This window comes from Chromohalobacter nigrandesensis (assembly GCF_023061285.1).
GTDB lineage: Bacteria > Pseudomonadota > Gammaproteobacteria > Pseudomonadales > Halomonadaceae > Chromohalobacter > Chromohalobacter nigrandesensis.
In genome coordinates, this window is the sequence record NZ_JAKGAM010000018.1 from 12,728 (window position 1) to 37,514 (window position 24,787).

Sequence of the window (24,787 nt, forward strand, 5' to 3'; positions counted from 1 at the left end):
GCGCAATGACATGCCATTCACCCTATCCCCAGACAAAGAGACTCAGCACCGCGATAGCGATGGCGGCCCCGCACAGCGCCTGCCCTCGGTAACGCGAAGGCGCGCGCCGTACCTGCCGGAGTCCGAGCACTGCCAGTAACACCGCCAGCACATCGACGAACAGCATATAAGATGCCAACAGCGGCGCCACAGCAACGAGTATCAGCGCCAGCACCGCCAAGGGAGACAATAGAGAGGATTTGACGTGCCCCTGATCGTCACGCGTTTGCCGCGCGGTGCGCTGAGGCACGGGCGCGTCGAACACCTGTTCGGCACGGCCGGCATCGCCATCGAAGCGTAGCCGGCTGCCTTCCCTGGGAAGACCTCGGCCGCGCCACTCGGTCAAGGTGAATGTATAGCGATGCCCATCGTCGCCGACGATCACACCGCGCTGGGCCGCGTCGTCGAAGGTTTCCAGCTTACCGTGCACGATACGACTCCCGGCGAAATCCCGATGACATGGTCATCTCACCTCAGTCCAGACGCGAGTCCGAGAGCGTCACCGACACGGAGTCGGAAAAACGCAGTGCGAACGGCTTGTCGATTTCCACCTGCGCCGTGAGGACTTGCTCGTAACTCATAATGATATCCAGGACTTCACGGGTCATACGTTCCAGCAACAGAAAGCGGTTATCCTCGACATAGCCGATAATGTGCTTGGTGATCGTACGATAATTGAGTGCCTGCTCGATATGATCGAACTTGACCGCACGCTCGGCGCGATAACGAATGGTGGCATTGATCACCACATCCTGACGGTTCTGGATTTCCTCGTCCTTGATACCGATATGGGTACGCAGACGCAGATTCTTGATGCTGATCGTCGCCAGGTCGTGATCGAGGTGCTGATCGTTCAAGGCATGTAAGGCCATGCGGCATTGCTCCTAAAGTGCGAAACGCGCGTCATGCGCAGCGATGATCGATGCCCGCTCAGCCATGCGCCAGCGTCAAGAACTCCTGGCGGGTATTCAGGTTATTGCGGAAGGCGCCCAGCATCACGGAGGTCTTCATGCTCGAGTTCTGTTTCTCGACCCCCCGCATCATCATGCACATGTGCTGCGCCTCGACGATCACCCCCACCCCGCGCGCCTCGGTCACCTCCTGCACGGCCTCGGCGATCTGGCGTGTCAGGTTTTCCTGGATCTGCATGCGTCGCGCATACATATCGACGATACGCGCAAACTTGGAGAGCCCCAGCACCTTGCCTTTGGGCAGATACGCGATATGGCACTTACCAATGAATGGCAACAGATGATGCTCGCACATCGAGTAGAGTTCGATGTCCTTGATCAGCACCATTTCGTCGGTTTGCGATTCGAATACCGCGCCGTTGACCAACGACTCGAGCGTCTGCCCATAGCCCTGGTTGAGGAACTGCATAGCCTTGGCGGCTCGCATGGGCGTATCGCGTAGCCCTTCCCGGTCGGGATCCTCGCCCAAGCCGGCGATGATGTCGCGGTAATGCGTTGCGAGTTCTTCTGTCATTTAAGTGCCTTTAAGTGCCTTCGTCATGACGCCCGACCGGGCATACGTTACAAAATGAATAAAACCATCGGAAGTTTGCCACATGGGCAAAGCGCGACGCACGCGCGATTCGCGCCGACGTCGGCGACACTGCCTTCCCCGACCCCACGCATGAATCTTCGAGGCGGCAAGGTCACGCCAGCCAGCGCGGATTTTCCAACGCCAGACGCTGTTGCTCGAGAATACGGATGTGCTGATCCCAATACCCCTCGCTGGCCACCCATGGGAAGGCCTTGGGAAACGCCGGATCTTCCCAGCGATCGACCAACCAGGCGCTATGCCGCATCAAGCGCAACGTGCGCAGCGGCTCGATCCAGCGCAATTGGCGCCGGTCGAACTCGACATGTTGTTCATAGCCCTCGATCACTTCGGATAACTGCATCTGCCATTCATCGGCTTCAGGCGCCGTCAATAACATCCACAAATCCTGGATTGCCGGCGCCGTGCAGCAATCGTCAAAATCGACCAGCGCAAAATCTTCATCGCGCCCCAGGATGTTGCCCAGATGACAGTCGCCATGTACGCGTTGCAAGGCCGTCTCCGGCCAGCGCTGTTCGACCAGTAACGTCTGCAGACGCTCGGCGATGCGGGTATACGCCTGGCGTTGGCGACGACTCAGCCAATCGCTCGCCAGCACGCGCTCACAACTCGCTTGGCTGATCGCTATCGGCTCCTGCACCGGTCGCGCCTGGAAGGGACTACGGCGCGCCACGGCATGAACTTGGCCGATCAGGTCACCGAGGGCAAAGAGGTGCGCGGGGTTTTCGAGTTCCGGCGCCTGCCCCGAGACGTGCGGAAACAGCGCAAAGGCGAATCCGTAGGCATGGTGGAGCGTCTCACCATCATCGTCGCGCCACGGCGGCGCGCCGGGCACGCCCGCAGCGTCGAGCTCATCGAGAAAAGCATGCTCCTCGCGAATCTGTGCCTCGCTCCAGCGCTCGGGACGATAAAACTTGGCCACCCAACGGCGGCGGTCGTCGTCGCTCAACAAGAACACGCGATTCTCGTAACTGTTGAGCGCGAACGGCTCGCCCGGCAACCAAAAGCCCAACGACTCGACGGCATCGACCACATGCGCGGGCGACAACGTTTCAAAAGGGTGCTTCGGGGCGGTCATGGCGTGTCCTGTTTAAGATGCCACCTCATGCTATCAGATTCCTCGCGGCGTACGCGTCATCGCCCAGGCTTCGACATGCTGTGCGCCCGCCTCTCGGCAGGCATCGGCCAGTGCCGATAACGTACTGCCGGTGGTCATCACGTCGTCGACGAGCGCCACGTGAGCCGGCAAGCCAGGCGCAACGCGAAAAGCCCCGCGCACGTTGCCGCGACGTGCACGGCGTGTCAGCCCGCGCTGGGTCGGCGTGTCACGCTCACGCCAGGCACGCCGACACGGCACGCCCAGTTGACGCGAGAGTTCACGCGTCAGCCAGACACTGTGATCGAAACCGCGCTCACGCCGCCGCTGCGGATGCGTCGGCACTGCCACGAGTGCTTCGGGTAACGCACCTTCCCGACTATGCGCGAAGAGCGTTGCCAGCAAGATACCCGCGCGCGGTTGCGCGCCGAACTTGAAGCGTTGCAGCAACGCCTGCGAGGCCTCTTCGTAACGCAGCGGTGCCCGCGCCACATCGAAGGACGGCGCGTGACGCAGACAATGGCCGCAAAGCTCAGCGGGACGCGCCAACGGCTCGGCACAGCGCGCACAGGCCACGCGATTCCAGGGCAGCTCCTCGAAGCACGCCTCGCACCAAGGCGACCCCAGCGGCGTCTTCCCCAGGCAAAAAGCACAGTGGCCCGGCAACCCCACGCGCACCGAGCGGTCAACTCGTGACTTTATTTTAGTTGACAAATACCAGATGCTTTTCGCTATCATCATAGTCAACCTTTTATTTTTTCAAGATTAACAGAGCCGCCCGACCCTGGCTCGACAGGAGCAGACTAGCATGCCTGCCACGCCCCACACGCAGCGTCACGATTGGACGCTCGAGGAAATCCAGGCCCTCTTCGATCAGCCTTTCAACGACCTGCTCTTTCAGGCACAACGCATCCATCGCCAGCACTTCGATGCCAATGCCATCCAGGTTGCCACGCTGTTATCGATCAAGACCGGTGCCTGTCCCGAGGACTGCAAGTACTGTCCACAATCCGGGCACTACAATACCGGCTTGGGCAAGGAAACCTTGATGGACGTCGACGAGGTCGTTGCCCAGGCCCGCGCCGCCAAGGAGGCTGGCGCTTCGCGCTTCTGCATGGGGGCCGCCTGGCGCAGCCCACGCCAGCGCGATCTTCAAGTCGTCGAGGCCATGGTGAGAGAGGTCAAGGCTCTGGGGTTGGAAACCTGTGTCACGCTGGGAATGCTGGGCGGCGACCAGGCCCAACGACTGGCCGATGCCGGGCTCGATTACTACAACCATAATCTGGACACCTCGCCGGAGTACTACGACGAAATCATCACCACCCGGAGCTACGCCGACCGGCTCGACACGCTCGAGCATGTTCGCAACGCGGGCATGAAGATCTGCAGCGGCGGCATCTTGGGACTGGGCGAAACCCCGCGCGACCGCGCCTCCATGCTTCAGCAACTCGCGAACCTGACCCCGCACCCGGAGTCGGTGCCCATCAACATGCTGGTCAAGGTCGCCGGCACACCCTTGGAAAACGCCGAGGACCTCGACCCTATCGAATTCATTCGCGCCATCGCGGTGGCCCGCATCATGATGCCGCAAAGCCACGTTCGTCTTTCCGCCGGGCGTGGTGAAATGAGCGAATCGACCCAGGCACTGGCCTTTCTCGCCGGCGCCAACTCGATTTTTTATGGCGACAAACTGCTCACCACCGACAATCCGGAGGTCAATGGCGACCGTCAACTCTTCGCCAAGCTCGGGCTGCATGCCGAAACGCTCAGCCTGCATGACGCAGCACAGACGCCACCGTCCTTCCCGCACCAAGCGTTATATTACGACGCCACGAACGCCTCCGCGACGCTCGAGTGAGCAATACCGACACCCGCCGAGGCGTTCACCGTGCCGCCTCGGCGCCCATAGCAATTGACTTCCCTTCCTGCATACGTAGAATATCGCTCGACCTGCCAGACTGCGGATGTGGTGGAATTGGTAGACACGCTAGATTTAGGTTCTAGTGCCGAAAGGCGTGGGAGTTCGAGTCTCCCCATCCGCACCATTTTTCTGTAAGTTGTTGTTTTTACTGATCAAGCATCTTCGATTTTCTCAGCTTCTCAGTCCCCGCCAAGTCCCCACGAAATCTATGAAACTCCAGCCGGCGCGTGCGCACACGCTTCAATGCGCAGATGAAGGTGTCCTGGCCGGAGACACCGGGAAGAGTTGGTTGCAGCGCAACTGGCGCCCGCTGCTGCTGACCGTGATCATCATCGCCAGTGAATACCTGCTCACACCCTACTTGAGCGCCATGTTGAGATGGGGCGCTGTCATTCAGTGAGATCGGGCCGTTACGTCAGGTCGTTCAGTTCAACTTCCAGTGCGTCGGCAAGCCGCTTTAAAACGCTCAACGATCCGGTTTTCTTGCCTGCTTCGAGCTCCGACAGATACCCCTGGCTGATACCCGCCCGTTCAGCGAGTTCGCCGGCACGCAGCCCTCGGTGCTCGCGGAACACTTTTACCGGTGCGACACCGTCCAGCAACGCATCCACTACCGCCATGGGAAACGATGCTTCACCGCGCGCCACGACCGCATTGGCAGCGTCGATATCGTCTTGATCTTCCAGCCGCGCAAGCAACGCGTGGTATTCCTGCTCGGGAATTACCACCAGCCGTTCACCGGTTGGGGTTTGAATCGTCTGAGGTGCGCTCATGCCGCCTCCTGTCAATTTACTGGTGCGTTATTGGTACACGCCACCACGGGCACCGATGTTAATGATGTCCAACACATCGCCACGTTCGTCGATGATCACCCGCCAATCGCCCACCCGCAGGCGAATATAATCGCTCCCCTTCAACGCCTTCACGTTATTACGTTGACTTGCCGGATCTTCTGCGTAGGCCTTGATTTTGGCCTGTATGCGCTTTGCCTCTGGGCGTGGCATACGCTGCAATACCTTCAAGGCGCTTTTTCGGTAAGTGACCGTCTTCATAGCCCCATCATAGCTCATAGCGAAATATGAGCAATATATTTTAGCTAATAGCTAACTCCAGCCAGGCCGAATGGCGGCGCGTACTGAAACCATGGGCATTACACAACAACCATGGGCGTAGACCTCCGTTGGCTACTAAATCTATGAGTGCATGATCCAAACGATGGAGGAGCGCATACATGGATTTGTACACGGTTGAATTCAAGCTGCCGGGTGAGGATGAGCTCCGAAGCGAAGAGGTCGAGGCGGAGAGTTGATCCGAAGCACGCACGATCATTGATCGCCATCATAAGCCGTCTGAGATCGTCAGCGTAAACGCTGACAGCGCTTGATCACTTCGGATAGCTGGGGGGTTGGAGCCTTTTTTGCTATCCCAATAGATTGCCCAGCTTGCGAGCGGGGCGGAAATGAACCGGCCGGTGATACGTTGAAAGAGAGAGCCCCCGAGGACGATCAGGAGCTCTCAATCAGCATAAGCCCATGTATCTGAATGAATTCAGCACATCCTTGGCGGCTGAGCATCCGTCCTGGATGCAGGTATTTTGGCAAATTGCGAATGCAATAAACTTAACCTGCATTAATAAAGAGTCCATGAACGGAACAGAATGCCCCTAGCGGCTGTTCACCCTGCACATGGCATCATGTCATTGACAGGCGTACGCCTTTTTCAAGGCCTCGGTCACTACGTCGCTGGCCGGTTCGCTCCAGCTCTCAGAGGCGCCTTCCAGATATTGCGACACTTCATCCAAGATATCGCGTCCGCGAACGTCACTCGGCGCACAAAGCTTTTCCTGGGATTCCAAGCGGTCGAAAATACCTAGTACATACCCGGTATAGGTGAAAAACTTACTGGTATCGTAGGACTCATCAGCACGAAATTGCTGGTAATGGCGCTGAAAATCGAGAAGGTCGGCACCATTGTAGAAATAGCCCCAGGCGTTGCCGATTCCCGCGCAGCCCAACCCGGCCACTAGCATCACGCTCAATGCCCGTTTGGCGGTTTGTCTCATGAAAATCCCCCTTGATTCCTTGCATTTATCAAACGTCGAAACGGAGACAAAAAAACGCCGGCTGACAATCAACCGGCGAGACGCCATGTACTGCATGGCGAGTGACATACGCCGGCCTTTACAGACCGGTTGGAGGCGGCTGCTTGTCCACCTCTAAAGACACACACGAGACTTGCGTCTTCCTTGGCGATTCGGATCACATGAGCCTGCGAGGCGACATCCGCCCCTTTCCCTGGCTGCCGGCCACCAACCAGCGCAATCGCGCAATTTCCTTGGCAGCGTCCCAGTGACCGGTGATCGCTTGAATCACCTCCATCTTAGACGCCTGAGCGGTCTTGGAAAAGCCTCGTACAATACGAGCGTAAGTACTTACTCAGCCTATAACGCAGATTCCTTCGCGCCCTGCATAGACCCGGCTTCACTCGCATGCCGTCTTGGCGCCGCAATGGCGAAGAAACGCTGGATCACCAGCGTCGAGGCCGGCCGTGTCAGACAGGACACCACCACGAATGTGGGTAGATTGACGACAAGCCCCCAGAATCCGGCGTGGATGCCCAGCGGATTGCGCCATACCAGCGTAAATAACAGCGTGACGGTAAATCCCACCACGATGCCGCTCAAAACACCCAGCTTGGAGGCATGGGTCCAGAAGAACATGCCGATGAAGGCGGGTAGCACCTGGGTAGCGAAGCCCAATCCCACGAGCAGTATCATCACCAGGTTGCTGGGTTCGGCGATGGCCACCGGCGCGACGATCAGCGCCATGATCGGCAAGAGCAGGCGCCGCGCCAGCTTGCCGGCGGCGGCATCGGAAAGCTTGAAGGCCGGCTGGGCGATATCCTTGGCATAGGACAACGCCACCGAATGCAAGAAGGGCTCGCAGGACGACATCGAGGCCGCCAGTGTGCCCGCCCCCAGCAACCCCACCAACCAGACCGGCATCTGTTGCATGGCGAGTTCCAGGGCCACGGTATCGGCACGCGCCAGCTCGGGCAGGCTGTAGATGCCAATGAAGCCCACCACCACCATGGGCAAGATAACCACGTAGTAACTGGGCAACCAGGTTGCGCTGCGACGAATGGTGCGCGCCGATGACGCGCTCATCCATTGCGTCCAGACCGGCGGCATGAACGACAGCATCGAGACGATGATCGACGTCGTCCAGAAGGCGAAGCTCATGTCTCCCTGAGCACCCGGCAAGGTCAGATAGGTCGGGTCACGCTCACGCAACGTGGTGAAGACGTCGCCAAACCAGAGACCGCCGCCGAAACGCTGCGACGCCCAGAGCCCGATCGCCCATGCCACCGCCAGCATCAGTACGCCCTGAAAGGCGTTGGTGATACCGATCGCACGTTGGCCGCTGGCATACAGATAGAGGGCGATGCAACTCAAGACCATCAGCACCCCCACCCAGATCGGCAAACGCCCAGCGCTCATGACGTGCAGAATATACGCTGCCCCAATGGTCTGCAGTACCGCATAGGCCAATGACGCAATCGACATTACCCCTGCGGCCAGGGCGCCCAGCAGCGGGCTTTCATAGCGATCGGCAATGGCCGCGCCTTGCGTGACATGGCCGAAATGCCGACCGAAAGCCCACACCTTGGGGCCGAAATACCAGGCCACCAGCGCCAGATAGGATAGGTAGATCACGACGTAGAAGACCGCCACGCCCTTGGTGTAGGCCCAACCTGGCGCGCCCATGAAGGTGTAAGCGCTCACGCTGCCTGCAGCAATCAGCAGATAGAGCGTGACCGGCCCCATGCTGCGACCGGCGACGCCCCACTCTTCAAGCGAGTTCATCGAGCGTCCTGTCCGGGCGCGCAAGCCAAGGAAGATCGCCACGCCCAGATAGGCGAGTGTCATGATAATCGGCACGCTACTCGTCATCGGAAGAACGCTCCACGAGCCGATTGCCGATGGCCATGACGCCGCAACAGGCGAATACGATGACATACGCCCATACCGCGATCAGCGGCAAACCAAGCACTACCCATGCCCGGTTGAACCAGCCGATCACCGGCCAGATGCCCGCCGCGATGAGCCCGATGAAGGCCAGGACCAAACCCCAGCCACGGCCCGTGGTCGGCCGCACTATATAATGTTTCATGAAACGTTCCGCTCAGGAAAGATGATCTACGTTGCCAAGGCGTATGCCTTACAATGGCGATACGCGAAAAGCGCTCATGGTAGCGCATTCATTCGCTCTAGGGGATCGGCGCGTGCTCGCATGTTCTGCGCGTCCCGTAGGCACCGTCAGTATACTTGGCATGGCATGGTGCCCTACTGCTCCCCGTGCATTTCTTCCCGGCGACAAGGATGTCCTCAATGAAATTTTCCCTGGCCGGCTTGCGTAACGCGCTCAGCGGCACCGCAAGTGCCGGTTATATCGCCAAAGGGGTGATCTATATCACCATCGGCTGGCTCTCATTACTCACCACGCTCGGTACAGGGGGCCAGAATGCCGGCACGGACGAAATCATTCGTACCATCGCGTTGTGGCCATTCGGGACGTTCTTGATCGGACTCTTGGGGCTCGGCCTGGTGGCCTATGTCCTCTGGCGACTCGCTCAGGCCTGGTGGGATCTCGAATACAAGGGCAATCACTGGAAGGGCATCCTGCAACGTCTGGGATTCGCGATCAGCGGCATCTTGTATGTCGCTCTCGCCTGGCAGTGTGTCACCGTCCTCGTCCGCTCGCTTGCCAGCGGCGGGAGCAGCAGCACCTCACAGCAAACCGCCGAGCTGCTCACCTATCCCGGCGGCGTCTTCGTGCTGTTCGGGCTGGGGCTTGCCTTCATCGGCGTGGGGCTACATCAGCTTCAGCGTGCATGGAAACGCCACTATCGTCGCAATTGGCACGTCGAAGACATGCCCAATGGACCGCTACCCATCCTCGAGGGCGTCGCCCGTCTAGGGCTAGCGGCTCGCGGTATCGTGTTCGGAATCATCGGGACCTTCTTGTGCGTGGCCGCCATCGAAGTCGATCCCGATAATGCCGAGGGTCTGGGCGGGGTCCTCGACACACTCGCCGAGCAACCTTATGGACGCTGGCTGCTCGGCGGTGTCGCCGTGGGGCTGATGGCCTATGGCCTTTATTGCTTCATCAACGCGGGATACCGGCGCACGCGCACCCCACGCCTATGACCGGATGTGGCGCTCAGCCCATCAACAGCGTATTGCCAGCATCAGCGACGGCGATGCCGCCCAGTGCCGCTGGATGTCAAAGCGATGCCCCGAGGCATACGTGGCGGCCGACTCAGTCGGCGCAAGATGCGATGGCGATTCGTAGTGGGTCATACCGTCAGATGCCGTTTGACCAGGTCGTCGTCGAGCTCGCCGATCTCGCCACCGGCCACCGTCTGGCCGCGATCCATGATCGTGAAGCGGTCAGCGTACTTGCGCGCGAACGGCAGCTTCTGCTCGACCAGCAACACGGTGAGACCGTCCTCGCGATTGAGGCGACGAATGACCTCGCCGATCTGCACGACGATATTGGGTTGAATGCCTTCGCCGGGCTCATCGAGGATCAACAGACGCGGCTCGATCACCAGCGCGCGACCGATCGCCAATTGCTGTTGCTGGCCGCCGGATAGGTCGCCGCCACGCCGGTGGCGCATTTCCTTGAGTACCGGGAAGAGTTCATAGATGCGCTCGGGAATGCCGCGTTCCGCCCCGCCTTGAACACGTTTGCGTCGCGCCGGCAGGCCGATGCGCAGGTTTTCCTCGACGCTCAGGGTGGCAAATATCTGACGCCCCTGCGGCACGTAACCGATGCCCAGATCGGCCCGCGTCTCCGGGCGGCGCTTGAGCAGGTCCCCTTCGGCGAAGCGTACCTGGCCATCGCGCACCGCCACCTCGCCCATGACGGCCTTGAGCAAGGTGGTCTTGCCCACGCCGTTGCGGCCCATCACGCAGGTGCAGCGCCCTTCCGGCACGTCCAGCGAGAGATCACGCAGGATATGACTTTCGCCGTAATACTGGTTGAGCTTGTCGACACTGAGCATTATCCCTCCTCCCGCGTATCGGCTGAGTCGTCGTCACCGCCAAGGTAGACGTCGATCACGCGCGGGTCGTTGGCGACCTCATCCATGCTGCCCTCGGCCAGTACGCTGCCCTGATGCAGGACGGTGACGGTGCGGGCAATGGAGCGCACGAAGCCCATATCATGTTCGACGACCACCACCGACTGCTGACCGGCCAGGCGCGTCAAAAGATCCGCCGTGCGGTGCATTTCCGGTTCGGTCATGCCGGCCACGGGTTCGTCGACCAGCAATAAGCGCGGACGCTGCATCAGCAGCATGCCGATCTCCAACCACTGCTTCTGACCGTGCGAGAGCACCCCCGCCAGGCGGTCGCGCTCGGCACTCAAGGCAATGGTCTCCAGCACCTCGTCGATGCGCTCGCGCCCCTCGTGGTCGAGACGCGCCAGCAAGGTCTTCCACACGCGCCGGTCACCGGCCATCGCCAGCTCGAGGTTAGCACTCACCGACAACGCCTCGAACACGGTCGGCTTCTGGAACTTGCGCCCGATGCCCAGGTTGGCTATTTGCGGCTCGTCCATCTGCAATAGATTGTGGCGGCTGCCGAACCAGGCTTGGCCACGGTCGGGACGCGTCTTGCCGGTAATGATATCCATCATGGTGGTCTTGCCGGCGCCGTTGGGGCCGATGATGCAGCGTAGCTCGCCGTCGTCGATGGTCAGGTTGAGGTCGTCGATGGCCTTGAAGCCGTCGAAGCTCACGCTGACATCCTCGAGATAGAGAATCGGCCCATGGCGCACGTCGACGGGCGAACGCGCCGGCGCCATGAAATCGAAAACACGGTCAGGGCGCGCAAATTCGCGCAGGCGTTCTACATTCGTCATGCTCATGTGGTCACCTCCCGACGCCGACGCAGGTGTGCCATCAAGCCCGCCACGCCCTGCGGCAGGAACATGGTGACCACCACGAACAAGCCACCCAGGAGAAACAGCCAGGCATCCGGCATCACACCGGTCAGCAGCGTCTTGAAATAATTGACCAGCAAGGCACCGAGTAACGCCCCATAAAGCGTGGCCCGACCGCCCAGCGCGACCCACACCACGATTTCGATGGAGAACAGCGGCGCGAAGGTGCTGGGGTTGATGATGCCCACCTGGGGCACGTAGAGCGCTCCGGCGATACCCGCGATCATCGCCGAGAGCACGAACACCGCCAGCTTGACGTGCTCGACGCGATAGCCGATGAAGCGCACCCGCGCCTCGGCGTCGCGCGTGGCCATGCATACCCGGCCGAGCCGCGAACGGGTGATCGCCTTGCAGCCCCAGAAGGCTAGTAAGACCGCCACGCCGGAGGCCACGAACAGCGCTATCGTCATGCCCTCGCTGCTCAGCGAAAAGCTCAGCAATTCATCGAACCGCGTCAGGCCGGTGCTGCCGCCCATGCCCATCTCGTTGCGGTTGAAAGCCAGCATCAGCGCGAACGTCAACGCCTGAGTAATGATCGAGAAATACACCCCGGTCACGCGCGAGCGAAACGCCAGCCAGCCGAACACCAGGGCCAGCAGCCCCGGCGCCAGCACCACGCCGAGCGCCGCCACGGGAAAGTGGACCATGGCGCTTTGCCAGCCTGCCAGGGGGGCGTCCTGCGCCGTGAGATAAAGACCCATCGCATAGCCACCCAGAGCGAAGAAGGCGCCGTGACCCAGACTCAGGATGCCCAGGTATCCCCAGATCAGGTCCACCGCCAGCGCCAGCAGCATGTACGTCAGGTACTTGCCCAGCAGCGAGACGACGGACCCATTCAGATGCCAGGCATGATCCGACGGCAAGGCATGCAGCACGACCACCGCTAGCATGCCGACGATCAGGACGACGCTGGTAACCCAGGTCGAGCGTTCATCGAGCAGGGAGTTGCGTTTGAACATCGTGGCGAGACTCATGACGTCCGCCCCTTGGGCGCGAAGAGGCCCTGCGGACGTTTCTGGATGAACAGAATGACACCGATCAGCACGATCACCTTGGCCAGCACCGCGCCGACCCAGGGCTGCAGGACCTGATTGATCACGCCCAGCGACATGCCAGCGACCAAGGTGCCCCACAGATTACCGACGCCGCCGAAGACCACCACCAGGAAGGAGTCGACGATGTAGCTCTGCCCCAGATTGGGGCCGACATTGGTGATCTGCGACAACGCGACCCCCGCCAGCCCCGCTACACCGGCCCCCAGACCGAAGGTCAGCATGTCCACCCGCGCGGCGCGCACACCCATTGAGCGTGCCATGGCACGGTTCTGGGTCACCGCGCGCACTTCGAGGCCCAGACGGGTATAGCGCATCAACGCCCATAGCGCGGCGAACACTACCAGGCAGAAGATCAGCACGCCCAGGCGATTGAGGGTCAACGACAGTGCCTCGTTGAGGTGCCATGCGCCCTGCAACCAGTCCGGCGAGTTCACGCGCCGATTGAGCGGCGAGAACACCGTGCGCACCAGTTGCTGCAGAATCAGGCTGATGCCGAAGGTCGCCAGCAATGTCTCGAGCGGCCGGCCTTTGAGAAAACGAATCACGCTGCGCTCGATGAGAATGCCGAACGCGCCCGCGACCAGGAAGCCGCCGGGAATCGCCAGCAACAATGCCAGCCCCGGCTGACCGGGTAACAGCTGCTGGATCATCCAGGTGGTATAGGCGCCCAGCATGATCAACTCGCCGTGCGCCATGTTGATCACGCCCATCACCCCGAAGGTGATCGCCAGGCCAATCGCCGCCAGCACCAGCACCGACCCGGCGCTCAAGCCGAAGAACAGCGTCTGCCCACGCTCGTACCAGGCGCGTTTGTTCTCGATGCCCGCCAGCACCTTCTCGGCGTCGGCGGCAATCGGGGCATCGCTATTGGCGATGGTCGTCAGTGAATTGCGCACGCGGGTGTCGAGGTTGCCCTCTAAGGTCGCCAGCGCCTCGCCTTCTCCCTGTTCCACGCGATACAGCGCCAGCGCGGTCTCGATCTCGGCGCGTACCGCAGGGCTCTCTTCGTTGTCGAGCTGTGTGGCGACCGCATCGACACTCTGCGCATCAACCTCGCCGATCAAACGCTTGGCGGCGTCGAGACGCGTCGCCTCGTCGCCTTCATCAAGCGACAGCGAGGCGATCAAGCCCTGCAGCTGCGTGCGCAACGTATTGTTGATGCGGAAGGCATCGACACTGCGTCGGGAGCCCGTCCCGGCATCCTCGAAGGTAATGGCATCGATGATCGGCCATTCGCGGCCGCTATCATCGGTGATGATGTAGAAACGCTCGCCATCGCGTTCGCGCCCCAGGCGACCGTCGAGAAATGCCTCCAGCCAGCGGGTTTTCTGTGCCGCGTCGCTGGCGGCGATGGCCTGTGCGGCCTCGGCCTTGGCGTCGAAATCATCGGTGTCCAGGGCCTGCAGCAATGCCTGAGCGCGCTGCGGTGAGACATCGGCTTGCGACGGCGAGACGAGGGCGAACCACACCAGCAGCACAGCCATGACCGGCAGGCAATACCAGCGTCGGGGCGCTATTTTCAATCCGTTCACGCGCCTCGACCCGGCCTTCCCCCGCAAACGGGATATCATTGTATGAGTTGGCGTCATCGAAGAAACCCTTCTCACGCCGCAAGGATCGCGGCGCATGTTTCGCGAGCGCCCGCCGCAACGGGCGCCCTGACTGGAAGGAAACGGTGAGCGACACACGCCCACCGCAAGCGTTCTTATTCGTCGCCGGCGCCGTCTTCACAGGTCATCGACTCGACGTTCAGCTTTCCGCAGCGCAGCGGCGCGCGCCAATCGCTGATCAGATTCTGCGATTCCGGAAGGTAGTCGGACCAGGCATCGCCCGCGACATTGCCCGAGGTTTCCCAGACCACGCTGAACTGGCCGTCATCCTGGATTTCGCCAATCATCACCGGCTTGGTGATGTGGTGGTTGGGCATCATCGCCGAGGAGCCACCGGAAAGGTTGGGCACCGTGACCCCGATGATGGAATCCTTCACCGCGTCGACATCTGCCGTACCGGCTTCACGCACCGCTTCCAGCCACATATTGAAGCCGATGTAATGCGCTTCCATGGGATCGTTGGTAACGGCGGTCTCGTCATCGGTGAATTCGACCCAATTGTCGATGAAGTCGTAGTTGGCATCGCTATCGACACTCATGAAGTAGTTCCAGGCCGCCATGTGCCCTACCAGCGGTCCGGTATCGATCCCGCTGAGTTCCTGCTCACCCACCGAGAAGGCGACGACCGGAATGTCGGAAGCGCTGATCCCCTGATTGGAAAGCTCGGTATAGAACGGCACGTTGGCATCGCCATTGATGGTCGACACCACGGCGGTCTTCTTGCCCTGGCTACCAAAGTCAGCCACGTCGGAGACGATCGACTGCCAGTTGCTGAACCCGAACGGCGTGTAATTGACCATGATGTCTTCATCAGCGACGCCATGTTCCTTGAGATACGCCTCGAGAATCTTGTTGGTGGTGCGCGGATAGACATAATCCGTGCCCAGCAACGCCCAGCGCTCCACGCCCTGGCTTCTCAGGTAATCGACGGCGGGAATCGCCTGCTGATTGGGTGCCGCGCCGGTGTAGAAGATATTCTCGGAAGACTCTTCACCTTCGTATTGAACGGGATAGAACAGCAGGCCGTTTTCCTCCTCGACCACCGGCAATACCGCCTTGCGCGACGCCGAGGTCCAGTTGCCGAAGATCACGTCGACCTGGTCGTCGCCGGTCAGCATGTCGCGTGCCTGCTCGGCGTACCGCGACCAATCCGACGCCGGATCCATCACCACGGGCTCGAGCTTCTTGCCCAGCAGCCCGCCTTTCTCGTTCTGCTCCTCGATGAGCATCAGCATTTCGTCTTTCAGCGTCGACTCGCTGATGGCCATGGTGCCGGATAAGGAGTGCAGGATGCCTACCTTGATGGTGTCGTCTTCCTGCGCCACCGCCATATTGACACTTCCGATCGCTACCCCGGACATTGCCAGCCACTTTATAAGTTTGTTGGGCTTCATTAATAACTCCTGACCTATTGATTGTTTGGTGTCTTGGAGCGGTCGATTTCATCGGCCTCGATTATTGGCTTTCACCAATTCTTCATCCTCATGAGCCTCATGACGTTTTCTGGCTTCATGCAACATGTGCAGTGTGATCTTGCGCACCTCATCTCGGCTGGCCGCAATGTGGGTGCGCATCAATTGCTGTGCGTATTCACCGTGCTGCTTGCGAATAGCATGAATAATCTCGGCATGCTCATCGAACGTCGCTTCGATTCGGGAAGCCTGGGTAAAATCCAGCCGACGAATGATATGAATTCTCTCGCTTACATCCCGATGAATACTGGCCATCTCGGCATTGCCTGCTGCCGCCACCAAAGAGGTATGAAAATATTGATCGTCATCGCTTAAACGGATGTCGTGTGAACGTTTCTCTACAGGTATTCGCCAGAATTCGCTGAGCTCTTCGATGACTGTCGGTTGCCTTTTCATCGCGCAAAGGCGCTCGATGGCAGAACATTCGAGCACCATCCTGACGTCATAAAGCTGCTCGAAAACCTCGAAATCAAAGGGCCTCACCTGCCAGCCACTGCGAAACCGGACTTCCACATACCCCTCGCGCTGAAGTCGTTGTAATGCTTCACGTACTGGCGTCCTGCTCGCTTCAAAGCGCTCGACAACATCGGCTTCGCTGAAATGATCTCCAGGTATAAGCTCAAAATCGAAGATCATCTTCTTGAGTTTTGCGTACACATGATCGGCTAGTCTAGGACGCCTCGAATGTGACTTATGCAAGCTGGATAATCGCTGATTCATGCTGGCTCCGTTTCCTGAACCGCAGTATCGATCATCGCAACTACTTCACCTGCCTTGACGGCCCTCCCCGGTTCGCATAATAGCGTGTCGAGCTTGCCAGAGACGGGAGCATTGACTGCCACCTCCATTTTCATGGCTTCAAGAATCACCAACGGCTCTCCAGCCTCTACCCAGGCCCCGGGCGTCGCCACAAATTTCCAAACATTACCAGCGATAGAAGCGGCCACTTGTTCCATCCCGGGACGAACGTTCTCAACCGGTGCGGCTTCAGCTTGCTCGATCGCGGGCGGCGCAATATCGGCCGCGTTCCAGCGGCTAACCTCATCGTCGAAGGCGTTGCGTTGGCGCTCATGGAAATTCGCGATGCTATCGGCATGCGACTCCAGAAATTGCAGATACTCGGCAACGTCGAAGGTCTCTTCATCGATATGAAGCTCGAGTCGCCCATGGCGAAAGTCATCACGCAACCGCGCCAGTTCCGACTCACTGACCGGGTAGAAACGTACCTGATCGAAGAAACGCAATAGCCACGGCGCGCCTGGTGCGAACTGGGCGTTGCGCCCCCAGGTGTTCCAGATCGGAACGGTCCGCCCTACCAGTTGATAACCGCCAGGCGAATCCATGCCGTAGATGCACATGTACATGCCACCGATGCCGACCGTACCCTCCGCCGTGTGGGTCCGCGCTGGGTTGTACTTGGAACTCAGCAGACGATGGCGTGGGTCCACGGGTACCGCGCAGGGCGCACCGAGGTAGACATCACCCAGGCCCAGTACCAAGTAACGCGCCTCGAACAAGATGCGCTCGACCTCCTCACGCGCAATGCCATTGATTCGGGCAATGAAGTCGACATTGTTGGGCAACCAAGGAGCGTCCGATTTAACCGTTTCGCTATAGCGTTGGACGGCATCGAGTGTCGCGCTGTCCTCGAACGCCATTGGCAGGTGCAGAACGCGGGTCGGCATTTTCAGCTCGCGCGGATCAGCGAGCGCATCGTCCAGCGCTTGTAAACGCGTAAGCAGGTCATGCTGCGCCAGACGGTGACCGTCGTAGCGAATTTGCAATGACCTCACACCGGGGGCGAGTTCGAGTACGCCGTCGATAGAGGCGTCACGAATCGCCTCCATCAACAGATGCACGCGCAGCCGCGTGGTGAGATCAAGGACATTCTCGCCATACTCAAGCAGGATGTAGCTATCCCCGGCCTGACGATAAACCGCCGCCGGACGCGCATTTTCGGCCGGACGCGATGCCAGCACACAAGGCGAGTGAGACGCTACCGGTACGGCACCGCTCGGCTGAACTCGCGGCTGAATAAGCGCTGGCGGGACAGTCTCGGGCAGCGACACTGCATTGCCATCCGGCAAGCTCAGCGTCTCGATCGCCTCCAATCGCGCAACCTCGATGCGCTGTGCCTGATCAAGCGAGATCGGCACGAAGCGAATGCGATCTCCCGGCTTGACCTGGCCAACTTTCCAGAGCTCTCCCTTGGCTACCGTGACCGGACAGACGAAGCCTCCCAGACTGGGACCATCTTTCATCAGGATGACGGGGCTATCGCCGGTGAAGTTGACCGCTCCAATAGCGTATTCACAGTCATGCACGTTGGAAGGATGAAGTCCGGCTTCACCACCATCGCTGCGAGCCCACTCAAGCTGCGGCCCCACCAGGCGCACGCCCAGGCGGTTGGCGTTGTAGTGAACTTCCCAATCGGTCGCGAAGAATTGCTCGAATGCGGTTTGGGTGAAGAAGTCAGGCGCACCGTGCGGTCCAACGAGCACGCCGATCCGCCATTCGCTCTCGAAGGACGGCAGCAAGGATGCCGGCGCCGGCGCAGGGGTTGTCAGTTCCTCGGTGTGCTCGGCGATGTCGAGCAAATCGCCTGTCACCAGCGTGCGCCCGCTGTAACCGCCGAATTGGCCAAGTGCGAAAGTTGAACGGCTGCCAAGATAGATTGGCACGTCCAATCCTCCACGCACCGCCAGATAGCAACGGCAGCCGCTCTGCACCTGCCCGATGGCGAGTACCTGACCCGCCTTGACCGCCACAGGGTGATCGTGAGGCACCGACTGGTCATCGAGGGTCGCCGACGTCGCCCCGCCAGTGAGCGAGATCACGCCATCGCGGTGGAACCTGAGCTTCGGGCCGACCAGCGTGCACTCGAGCGCTGCGGCATCGGACGGATTGCCCACGACACGATTGGCGAGCCGAAACGCCATATCATCCATGGGGCCGGAAGGCGGAACGCCAATATCCCAGTAGCCCACGCGCCCAGGCACATCTTGCACGCTGGTATACGTACCTGGCGTGATGACCTCGACGCAACGCGGCGCCCAGTGAAGCGACTCCAACGCGCGTGTCGAGACCTCTCCCTGCGAGAACATGGGACTCGCAACGATGGCGCGCAAATAATCCAGGTTGGTCGGAATCCCATAAAGCCGTGTCGACTCAAGCGCCGTCCGCATACGCGCAATAGCCTCGTCACGGTCGCAACCGTGGACGATCAGCTTGGCGATCATCGGATCGAAATGCGCCGATACTTCGCTTCCGCTTTCCACACCTGCATCGATGCGTACGCCAGGCAATCCTGAAGGAAACTGCACCGCGTCCAGCATCCCAGGGCTAGGCTGAAAGTCCTTGAGTGGATTTTCGGCGTAAAGGCGTACTTCAATGGCCGCACCCTGTGGCTCGAGCGTTTCGAGTCCCGGGTCCAGCGTCTCGCCAGCAGCCACGCGCAGCATCTGCTCGATCAGATCGAGCCCCGTTACCGCCTCGGTCACGGGGTGCTCGACCTGCAGGCGCGTGTTGACTTCGAGAAAGTAGAACGCGTTTTGAACTGGATCGAAGATGAATTCGATCGTCCCCGCACTGCGATAGCCGACCTGCTCACCGAGACGTACGGATGCTTCGAGCAAGCGCTCTCGCGTGGCGGGGGGTAAGTGGGGCGCCGGGGTTTCCTCGACGACTTTCTGATGGCGGCGCTGCAAGGAGCAATCGCGCTCTCCAAGAGCCACGACATTACCGCGCCCATCGCCAAGTATTTGCACCTCAACGTGACGCGCATCGTCGATGCATCGCTCGAGGAAAACGCCGCTATCACTGAAATATTGCGTACCCAGGCGCACGACGGAATCGTAAGCCGCCCGCAACTCGGACGCATCGGCGCAGCGCATCATGCCGATACCGCCACCACCGGCAGTGGATTTGAGCATCACCGGGTAGCCGATCCGTTCGGCAGCCATCACCGCTGCCTCGACATCTTCAAGCAGTTCGCTACCCGGCGTCAGCGGTACTTCAGCCGCTTGTGCGAGCTCCCGCGCGCGATGTTTCAGGCCAAAGTCACGAATTTGAACCGGCGTCGGACCAATGAACACAATGCCCTCGGCCTCACAACGCTCGGCGAACTCAGCACTCTCGGATAAAAAACCGTAGCCTGGATAGATAGCATTGGTGCCTGTCTCACGCGCTGCGGCGAGCAGCTTGTCGATCGACAAATAGGTTTCATCGGCACGCTCACCGCCAAGCGCCACGGCGACATCGGCCTCACGCACATGAATGGCATTGCGATCGCCATCGCTGTAGACGGCAACGCTTTGAATTCCCAGCCGGCGTAAGCTGCGTATCGCGCGGCAAGCGATCTCACCACGATTGGCGATCAACACAGTCTTGAAAAGCGACGTCCGGTTCATGCGTCTGTCTCCTGATCATTCGATACTGACAACGAGGCGATATAGGCGCGCCATCCCCCCAGCGAGGTAATATCCTTGGCTTCGGGAATCGCCCATGGCTCGCAGATGAACCCCTTGACGACGCGACCATCGGCCAGGACCAGCGACCCTATCCCCAGGGGGCTCGGAATCTCGGCGACGAATTCGCCGAACCGCGCCAGCGGTACATCCCACAGTTCAACCTCAATCGGTGCACCATGGTCGTCACGCGCCAGCCCAGGCTTCGGCGGTGTCGTATTCGCCAAGGCATAGAGGCGGTAATCGGGGGCGGTATGCGTCGCCTCAATGAATACCGCATTACGTGTCGTCAGTTGGAAATTGAGCGGCATGCCACGCAGGTGGGCACCGACGACAGCCAGACGAATGCTGGTCGACGACGGCTCGATTGGCTGAAAGCTTTCTGTCGGGATGACGTCGGATAGCGAGCGTCCGGTAGCCCCGAGAGTCAAACCACTCTGTTGCTGCCAGCGCTTGCCGAATGTCGCCAGAGCACGGTCGTGCCAAGCGGGCGCGATCAAAGTGATGCCCGCGGGTAAACCGTCATCGCGGAAAGCTGCAGGCAATGCCAGTGCACTCAGGTCAGCAAGGTTGGTGAAATTGGTGTAAGTGCCGAATTCGCTGTTGTAGGCGATGGGCTCTTCCGCCATTTCTACCAAGGTGCGAATGGTCGGCGACGTGGGTACAACTAGCGCATCGACGTCTGCCAACACACGCTGAATGTGGCGTGCCAACTCGGCACGACGGTATTCGGCAGCGAAGTAATCCAGTGCCGAGTAACCGTACCCCGACGCGACGATGGTACGTACCGAGGGGTCCATCGAGGCAGGGGCTTGTTCAAGCGTCTCGGCCACGGCATGGGTACGCTCGGCAACCCATGGGCCCTGATAGAGCAACGCTGCCAATTCCTGGAAAGGCGAGAAATCTATGGTCACCAGTTCCGCGAGCAGAGACAGCCGCTCGCGAGCTTCCTCGAAAGCCGCCTGCATGGCGGTATCGCCGCAGAACTCGAGCGTCTCGGGAATCGCCAGGCGTGGCTTCTCGGCCATCCCCACGGGGGCTGTCATGGGGTTGCAGCGCGCATAGGGATCTTCCTCATCATAGCCCCCCGCGACTTCCGCCACGGCCCACGCATCCTCGACCGTCAGCGCAAAGGCGGAAACGCAGTCGAGAGTGCGGCAAGCCGGCACGACCCCTTTCGTCGAGAGCCACCCCCGGGTCGGCTTGAGTCCGACGATATTGTTGAACCCTGCGGGCACGCGTCCCGATCCCGCCGTATCGGTGCCAAGCGCGAAAGGCACCAGCCCACGCGCCACCACGGAGGCCGATCCCGCGCTGGAGCCTCCAGCGACATAATCCGGATGATGGGTGTTGGGCACCGCCCCCCAGGGAGAACGCGTTCCCACAAGTCCCGTCGCGAACTGATCCAGGTTGGTCTTGCCGACCAGAATCGCCCCGGCGGCGCGCAGACGCGCGACGACGGTCGCATCGGCCTCGGCACAATGCGCAAACGCTTCACATGCCGCCGTCGTCTTCCAACCTGCTGCGTCGATATTGTCCTTGACGGCGAAGGGCACGCCATACAGGGGTAGATCATCGTCTTGCTTCTCGTTTGCCAGCGTCTCCAGCGCCTGCCACTGACGTTCGAGCGAAGCGCGATCGGCGAGCTCAATCCAGGCGGGGTCGTCCTCGGATAGATGCTCGATCAATGCTCCAAGTCGGGCGAGTCCCTTTCCATCTCGCTGGTGATGGCGCCATTCATCGAGTGCCCACCCTTTCGTTTGAAGGGAGGATGGCGTTTCGTTGGCACGATTCGTTTCTACTTGGTCGGTGGCCATCGGCATATATCCCCTGCATTCCATCTGGTATACAAGAAGCTTGCAGGGGCCATGCCAACATCAGGAATCCTCAATAAAATTCCTATATATCAAAAACTTATTCTTAAAATTCGTTGTAAACGCGACCGACCAAGGACACTCACAACCCGATGTCGCACCAATAAAGGCCAGCATCAACGATGCAACGCACCTTTGTGGCACACAAAAATGTGGCACATAAAAAGGAAAGGAAAAGGGAGCAAAGGAGAAGCGATAGCCGCAACATGCGCGAGACGCTTGCAGATCAGATGCTGGAGGCGTTACCCAGCGGCGTGGGATGTTTGCCGTCTTGCCAGCCTTGGCTGGTCGCGGCATCCGGCGAGAACCAGTCCAACGTGCCGTGCAGGGAGACGACGTCGCCGACCACGATCAATGTCGGCGGGCGGATATCGCCAGCATCGATGGCCGCCTGCATTGCCTCGGGGAGTGTCTCTAGAGTGCCCACATGCACGCGTTGGCGCGCCGTGGTGCCCTGCTCGATGAGCGCCAGCGGGGTCTGCCCCGGCAAGCCATGCGCCTGCAGTTCATGACGAATGGTCGCCAGCGACCCCAGCCCCATATAGAACACCAGCGTCTGCCCCGGGCGCGCCAGGGTCGGCCACTCGAGATCGCAGCCACCGTTCTTGAGATGACCGGTGACGAAACGCACCGACTGGGCATGATCGCGATGGGTCAACGGAATCCCCGCATAGGCGGCGCAACCGCTCGCCGCCGTGATACCCGGCACCACCTCGAAGGCGATTCCCGCCTGGGCCAGGGTTTCCAGCTCCTCGCCGCCGCGGCCGAAAATGAACGGATCGCCGCCCTTGAGCCGCACCACGCGATGACCGGCGCGCGCCCAGTCGACCAGGGCTTGATTGATGCCTTCCTGGGGCACGCTATGCGAGGAGCACGCCTTGCCGACATAAAGCCGCCGCGCCTCGGGATTGGCCAGCGCCATGATTTCATCACTGACCAAGCGGTCATGCAGCACCATATCGGCTTGCTGCAACAACCGCAGCGCCTTGAGCGTCAGCAGCTCAGGATCGCCGGGGCCAGCACCCACCAGGGCGACATGCCCAAAGTCGGGCGTGGCGCTTGGTGGGCATGATGTGGCGTCATAGGGAGAGGCAGGCATCGCGTCGTTTATTCCCGAATCGACTTAAAACACGAAATTATATAGCCGAAAAGATAAGGGTCTAGACCATCCGCAGGAAGGAACGTCTGGTTGGAAGGTTATAACCAAGTAGCGAAGTGTGCCATTGCCCGCATATGGGCAATGGCACGCTCAACGCGTCCAGCACTCAGGCGTTGATCCGCTCGACGCCGTCCATGTAGGCACGCAGCGCCTGGGGAATCTCCACCGCACCATCGGCTTGCTGGTAGTTTTCGAGCACCGCCAGCAGGCAGCGCCCCACCGCCAGGCCGGAGCCATTGAGCGTATGCACCAGTTGCGGCTTCTTCTGTTCGGGATGACGTACGCGGGCCTGCATGCGACGCGCCTGGAAATCCTCGCAATTGGAGATCGAGGAAATCTCGCGATACGTCTCCTGGCTCGGCAGCCAGACTTCGAGATCGTAGGTCTTGCTGGCGCCGAAGCCCATGTCGCCGGCACACAGGGTGACCACGCGATACGGCAGCTCGAGCGCCTGGAGGATCGCCTCGGCATGCCCGCGCATGGCCTCCAGCGCGTCATAGCTGGTTTCCGGCTCGACGATCTGCACCATTTCGACCTTGTCGAACTGGTGCTGGCGAATCATGCCGCGGGTATCGCGCCCATAGGCACCGGCCTCGCTGCGAAAGCACGGCGTATGCGCGGTCAGCTTCAAGGGCAATTCAGCCGGGGTGAAGATCTGCTCGCGCGCCATGTTGGTCAGCGGCACCTCGGCGGTGGGGATCAAGTAATAATCGCTCTCCCCTTCCAGCTTGAACAGATCTTCGCCGAACTTGGGCAACTGCCCCGTGCCGGTGAGCGAATCGTCATTGACGATATACGGGACGTAGCATTCCTCGTAACCGTGCTCGCGAGTCTGCTTGTCGAGCATGAACTGCGCCAGCGCACGATGCAGACGCGCGATAGGCCCGCGCATGACGGCGAACCGCGAACCGGTCAGCTTGACCGCCATCTCGAAGTCGAGGTAACCGAACTTGGCGCCCAGATCGACATGGTCCTGTACTTCGAAATCGAACGTGCCCGGCGTTCCCCAACGATGCAGCTCGACGTTGTCGGCTTCATCAAGGCCCTGGGGCACGCTGTCGTGGGGCAGATTGGGCAGCGCCGCCGCGAACTCGTCCCACTGTGCCTGTACCTCGGCGAGGCGCGATTTCGCCGCGTCGAGGCGCTCGCCCAGATCGCTGACCTCGTCGAGCAGCGGTTGGATGTCTTCGCCCGATGCCTTGGCCTGGCCGATCGCCTTGGAGCGCGTATTGCGCTCGTTCTGCAAACGTTCGGTCTCGGTCTGCAGCTCACGACGCTGCGCTTCCAGCGTCTCGAGGTGCGCCGTGTCGAGAGTAAAGCCGCGACGGGCCAGTCGTTCGGCGACCAATGCCGGGTCGCTGCGCAACAATTTAGGATCGAGCATGGATCTTATCCGTCGAAAAGAAATAATGAAGCCACGTGAATAGGCCCACATTGTAGGGAAAAGCCGCGCCGTTCACCACGCTCGCCGCGTTCTCGAGCGTACGATCGGGATGCGTCGCGCAACGTGCTGCAGTAAAGT

Annotated in this window: 23 protein-coding genes and 1 tRNA gene; 4 read left to right on the top strand and 20 right to left on the bottom strand. The window is 60.4% G+C overall.

The features are described 5' to 3' along the window. Positions 1–22 precede the first annotated feature (22 nt). From L1073_RS15805 to L1073_RS15825, 5 genes are all read right to left on the bottom strand, one after another. Complete coding sequence (locus L1073_RS15805; RefSeq protein WP_246900858.1) at positions 23–469, bottom strand: hypothetical protein; 447 nt, start codon at positions 467–469, stop codon at positions 23–25. A 43-nt stretch (positions 470–512) separates the two neighbouring features. Continuing rightward, on the bottom strand, positions 513–911 hold the full coding sequence (folX, locus tag L1073_RS15810; RefSeq protein WP_097023008.1) for a dihydroneopterin triphosphate 2'-epimerase: 399 nt from the start codon (positions 909–911) through the stop codon (positions 513–515). Between the two features lie 58 nt (positions 912–969). Continuing rightward, complete coding sequence (gene folE / locus L1073_RS15815) at positions 970–1,524, bottom strand: GTP cyclohydrolase I FolE (RefSeq protein WP_246900859.1); 555 nt, start codon at positions 1,522–1,524, stop codon at positions 970–972. A 172-nt stretch (positions 1,525–1,696) separates the two neighbouring features. Then, complete coding sequence (locus L1073_RS15820) at positions 1,697–2,680, bottom strand: serine/threonine protein kinase (protein ID WP_246900861.1); 984 nt, start codon at positions 2,678–2,680, stop codon at positions 1,697–1,699. A 33-nt stretch (positions 2,681–2,713) separates the two neighbouring features. Further along, positions 2,714–3,376, bottom strand: a complete 663-nt coding sequence (locus tag L1073_RS15825; RefSeq protein WP_246900863.1) for a ComFC family protein — start codon at positions 3,374–3,376, stop codon at positions 2,714–2,716. A 130-nt stretch (positions 3,377–3,506) separates the two neighbouring features. Between L1073_RS15825 and bioB the strand changes: the two genes are divergently transcribed. The 3 genes from bioB (at position 3,507) to L1073_RS15840 (ending at position 5,019) form a co-directional block, all read left to right on the top strand. Next, positions 3,507–4,556, top strand: a complete 1,050-nt coding sequence (gene bioB / locus L1073_RS15830; RefSeq protein ID WP_246900865.1) for a biotin synthase BioB — start codon at positions 3,507–3,509, stop codon at positions 4,554–4,556. Positions 4,557–4,658: 102 nt separating this feature from the next. Continuing rightward, a tRNA-Leu gene (locus tag L1073_RS15835) sits at positions 4,659–4,743 on the top strand. An 84-nt stretch (positions 4,744–4,827) separates the two neighbouring features. After that, positions 4,828–5,019, top strand: coding sequence for a hypothetical protein (locus tag L1073_RS15840; protein ID WP_246900867.1), 192 nt, complete (start codon positions 4,828–4,830; stop codon positions 5,017–5,019). Between the two features lie 10 nt (positions 5,020–5,029). Here the strand turns inward: L1073_RS15840 and L1073_RS15845 are convergent, their stop codons facing one another. The 5 genes from L1073_RS15845 to L1073_RS15865 all read right to left on the bottom strand — a co-directional run bounded on the left by L1073_RS15845 (position 5,030) and on the right by L1073_RS15865 (position 8,791). Continuing rightward, positions 5,030–5,392, bottom strand: coding sequence for a helix-turn-helix domain-containing protein (locus L1073_RS15845; RefSeq protein WP_246900868.1), 363 nt, complete (start codon positions 5,390–5,392; stop codon positions 5,030–5,032). 27 nt (positions 5,393–5,419) lie between these two features. Next, a complete protein-coding gene (locus L1073_RS15850; RefSeq protein ID WP_246900870.1) occupies positions 5,420–5,671 on the bottom strand; it encodes a type II toxin-antitoxin system RelE family toxin in 252 nt (83 codons plus the stop codon). A 644-nt stretch (positions 5,672–6,315) separates the two neighbouring features. Next, positions 6,316–6,789, bottom strand: coding sequence for a Rap1a/Tai family immunity protein (locus L1073_RS15855; RefSeq protein ID WP_246900872.1), 474 nt, complete (start codon positions 6,787–6,789; stop codon positions 6,316–6,318). Positions 6,790–7,059: 270 nt separating this feature from the next. Further along, positions 7,060–8,571, bottom strand: a complete 1,512-nt coding sequence (locus tag L1073_RS15860; protein ID WP_246900874.1) for a sodium:solute symporter family protein — start codon at positions 8,569–8,571, stop codon at positions 7,060–7,062. Further along, entirely contained in the window at positions 8,561–8,791 is a 231-nt protein-coding gene (locus L1073_RS15865) for a hypothetical protein (protein WP_246900876.1), read from the bottom strand. Before L1073_RS15865 ends, L1073_RS15860 begins: the two co-directional genes overlap by 11 nt. Before the next feature lie 218 nt (positions 8,792–9,009). On the opposite strand from L1073_RS15865, the gene L1073_RS15870 reads away from it, so the two are divergent. Next, the gene (locus L1073_RS15870; RefSeq protein ID WP_246900878.1) at positions 9,010–9,828 is read left to right on the top strand and encodes a DUF1206 domain-containing protein; all 819 of its coding nucleotides are present in this window, start codon (positions 9,010–9,012) and stop codon (positions 9,826–9,828) included. 149 nt (positions 9,829–9,977) lie between these two features. On the opposite strand, the gene urtE is transcribed toward L1073_RS15870, so the two are convergent. The 10 genes from urtE to serS form a co-directional block, all read right to left on the bottom strand. Beyond that, positions 9,978–10,688 carry an urea ABC transporter ATP-binding subunit UrtE gene (gene urtE / locus L1073_RS15875; RefSeq protein WP_246900880.1) on the bottom strand — a complete coding sequence of 237 codons (711 nt, stop codon included), beginning with the start codon at positions 10,686–10,688 and terminating at the stop codon, positions 9,978–9,980. Continuing rightward, positions 10,688–11,554, bottom strand: coding sequence for an urea ABC transporter ATP-binding protein UrtD (urtD, locus tag L1073_RS15880; RefSeq protein WP_246900882.1), 867 nt, complete (start codon positions 11,552–11,554; stop codon positions 10,688–10,690). The genes urtE and urtD overlap by 1 nt, the downstream gene beginning before the upstream one ends. Then, positions 11,551–12,603, bottom strand: a complete 1,053-nt coding sequence (gene urtC / locus L1073_RS15885) for an urea ABC transporter permease subunit UrtC (RefSeq protein WP_246900885.1) — start codon at positions 12,601–12,603, stop codon at positions 11,551–11,553. The genes urtD and urtC overlap by 4 nt, the downstream gene beginning before the upstream one ends. Continuing rightward, a complete protein-coding gene (urtB, locus tag L1073_RS15890; RefSeq protein ID WP_246900971.1) occupies positions 12,600–14,168 on the bottom strand; it encodes an urea ABC transporter permease subunit UrtB in 1,569 nt (522 codons plus the stop codon). Before urtB ends, urtC begins: the two co-directional genes overlap by 4 nt. Positions 14,169–14,389: 221 nt before the next feature. Continuing rightward, positions 14,390–15,655: an urea ABC transporter substrate-binding protein gene (gene urtA, locus L1073_RS15895; RefSeq protein ID WP_246900975.1), complete on the bottom strand. Its 1,266-nt coding sequence runs from the start codon at positions 15,653–15,655 to the stop codon at positions 14,390–14,392. An 81-nt stretch (positions 15,656–15,736) separates the two neighbouring features. Continuing rightward, the gene (locus tag L1073_RS15900; RefSeq protein ID WP_246900887.1) at positions 15,737–16,486 is read right to left on the bottom strand and encodes a GntR family transcriptional regulator; all 750 of its coding nucleotides are present in this window, start codon (positions 16,484–16,486) and stop codon (positions 15,737–15,739) included. After that, positions 16,483–20,175 (bottom strand): urea carboxylase, encoded by a 3,693-nt coding sequence (uca, locus tag L1073_RS15905; protein ID WP_246900889.1) that lies wholly within the window; start codon positions 20,173–20,175, stop codon positions 16,483–16,485. The genes L1073_RS15900 and uca overlap by 4 nt, the downstream gene beginning before the upstream one ends. Further along, on the bottom strand, positions 20,172–22,049 hold the full coding sequence (atzF, locus tag L1073_RS15910) for an allophanate hydrolase (RefSeq protein WP_246900891.1): 1,878 nt from the start codon (positions 22,047–22,049) through the stop codon (positions 20,172–20,174). Before atzF ends, uca begins: the two co-directional genes overlap by 4 nt. A 283-nt stretch (positions 22,050–22,332) precedes the next feature. Beyond that, entirely contained in the window at positions 22,333–23,205 is an 873-nt protein-coding gene (gene cobA, locus L1073_RS15915) for a uroporphyrinogen-III C-methyltransferase (RefSeq protein WP_246900893.1), read from the bottom strand. A 166-nt stretch (positions 23,206–23,371) separates the two neighbouring features. Then, positions 23,372–24,649 carry a serine--tRNA ligase gene (serS, locus tag L1073_RS15920; protein ID WP_246900895.1) on the bottom strand — a complete coding sequence of 426 codons (1,278 nt, stop codon included), beginning with the start codon at positions 24,647–24,649 and terminating at the stop codon, positions 23,372–23,374. Positions 24,650–24,787 lie beyond the last annotated feature (138 nt).

Excerpts from the sequence above, each read along its gene's own strand:
- folX (WP_097023008.1), bottom strand. The coding sequence starts at position 911 with ATGGCCTTACATGCCTTGAACGATCAGCACCTCGATCACGACCTGGCG.
- folE (WP_246900859.1), bottom strand. The coding sequence starts at position 1,524 with ATGACAGAAGAACTCGCAACGCATTACCGCGACATCATCGCCGGCTTG.
- L1073_RS15820 (WP_246900861.1), bottom strand. The coding sequence starts at position 2,680 with ATGACCGCCCCGAAGCACCCTTTTGAAACGTTGTCGCCCGCGCATGTG.
- bioB (WP_246900865.1), top strand. The coding sequence starts at position 3,507 with ATGCCTGCCACGCCCCACACGCAGCGTCACGATTGGACGCTCGAGGAA.
- L1073_RS15840 (WP_246900867.1), top strand. The coding sequence starts at position 4,828 with ATGAAACTCCAGCCGGCGCGTGCGCACACGCTTCAATGCGCAGATGAA.
- L1073_RS15845 (WP_246900868.1), bottom strand. The coding sequence starts at position 5,392 with ATGAGCGCACCTCAGACGATTCAAACCCCAACCGGTGAACGGCTGGTG.
- L1073_RS15850 (WP_246900870.1), bottom strand. The coding sequence starts at position 5,671 with ATGAAGACGGTCACTTACCGAAAAAGCGCCTTGAAGGTATTGCAGCGT.
- L1073_RS15855 (WP_246900872.1), bottom strand. The coding sequence starts at position 6,789 with ATGTCACTCGCCATGCAGTACATGGCGTCTCGCCGGTTGATTGTCAGC.
- L1073_RS15860 (WP_246900874.1), bottom strand. The coding sequence starts at position 8,571 with ATGACGAGTAGCGTGCCGATTATCATGACACTCGCCTATCTGGGCGTG.
- L1073_RS15865 (WP_246900876.1), bottom strand. The coding sequence starts at position 8,791 with ATGAAACATTATATAGTGCGGCCGACCACGGGCCGTGGCTGGGGTTTG.
- L1073_RS15870 (WP_246900878.1), top strand. The coding sequence starts at position 9,010 with ATGAAATTTTCCCTGGCCGGCTTGCGTAACGCGCTCAGCGGCACCGCA.
- urtE (WP_246900880.1), bottom strand. The coding sequence starts at position 10,688 with ATGCTCAGTGTCGACAAGCTCAACCAGTATTACGGCGAAAGTCATATC.
- urtD (WP_246900882.1), bottom strand. The coding sequence starts at position 11,554 with ATGAGCATGACGAATGTAGAACGCCTGCGCGAATTTGCGCGCCCTGAC.
- urtC (WP_246900885.1), bottom strand. The coding sequence starts at position 12,603 with ATGAGTCTCGCCACGATGTTCAAACGCAACTCCCTGCTCGATGAACGC.
- urtB (WP_246900971.1), bottom strand. The coding sequence starts at position 14,168 with ATGGCTGTGCTGCTGGTGTGGTTCGCCCTCGTCTCGCCGTCGCAAGCC.
- urtA (WP_246900975.1), bottom strand. The coding sequence starts at position 15,655 with ATGTCCGGGGTAGCGATCGGAAGTGTCAATATGGCGGTGGCGCAGGAA.
- L1073_RS15900 (WP_246900887.1), bottom strand. The coding sequence starts at position 16,486 with ATGAATCAGCGATTATCCAGCTTGCATAAGTCACATTCGAGGCGTCCT.
- uca (WP_246900889.1), bottom strand. The coding sequence starts at position 20,175 with ATGAACCGGACGTCGCTTTTCAAGACTGTGTTGATCGCCAATCGTGGT.
- atzF (WP_246900891.1), bottom strand. The coding sequence starts at position 22,049 with ATGGCCACCGACCAAGTAGAAACGAATCGTGCCAACGAAACGCCATCC.
- cobA (WP_246900893.1), bottom strand. The coding sequence starts at position 23,205 with ATGCCTGCCTCTCCCTATGACGCCACATCATGCCCACCAAGCGCCACG.
- serS (WP_246900895.1), bottom strand. The coding sequence starts at position 24,649 with ATGCTCGATCCTAAATTGTTGCGCAGCGACCCGGCATTGGTCGCCGAA.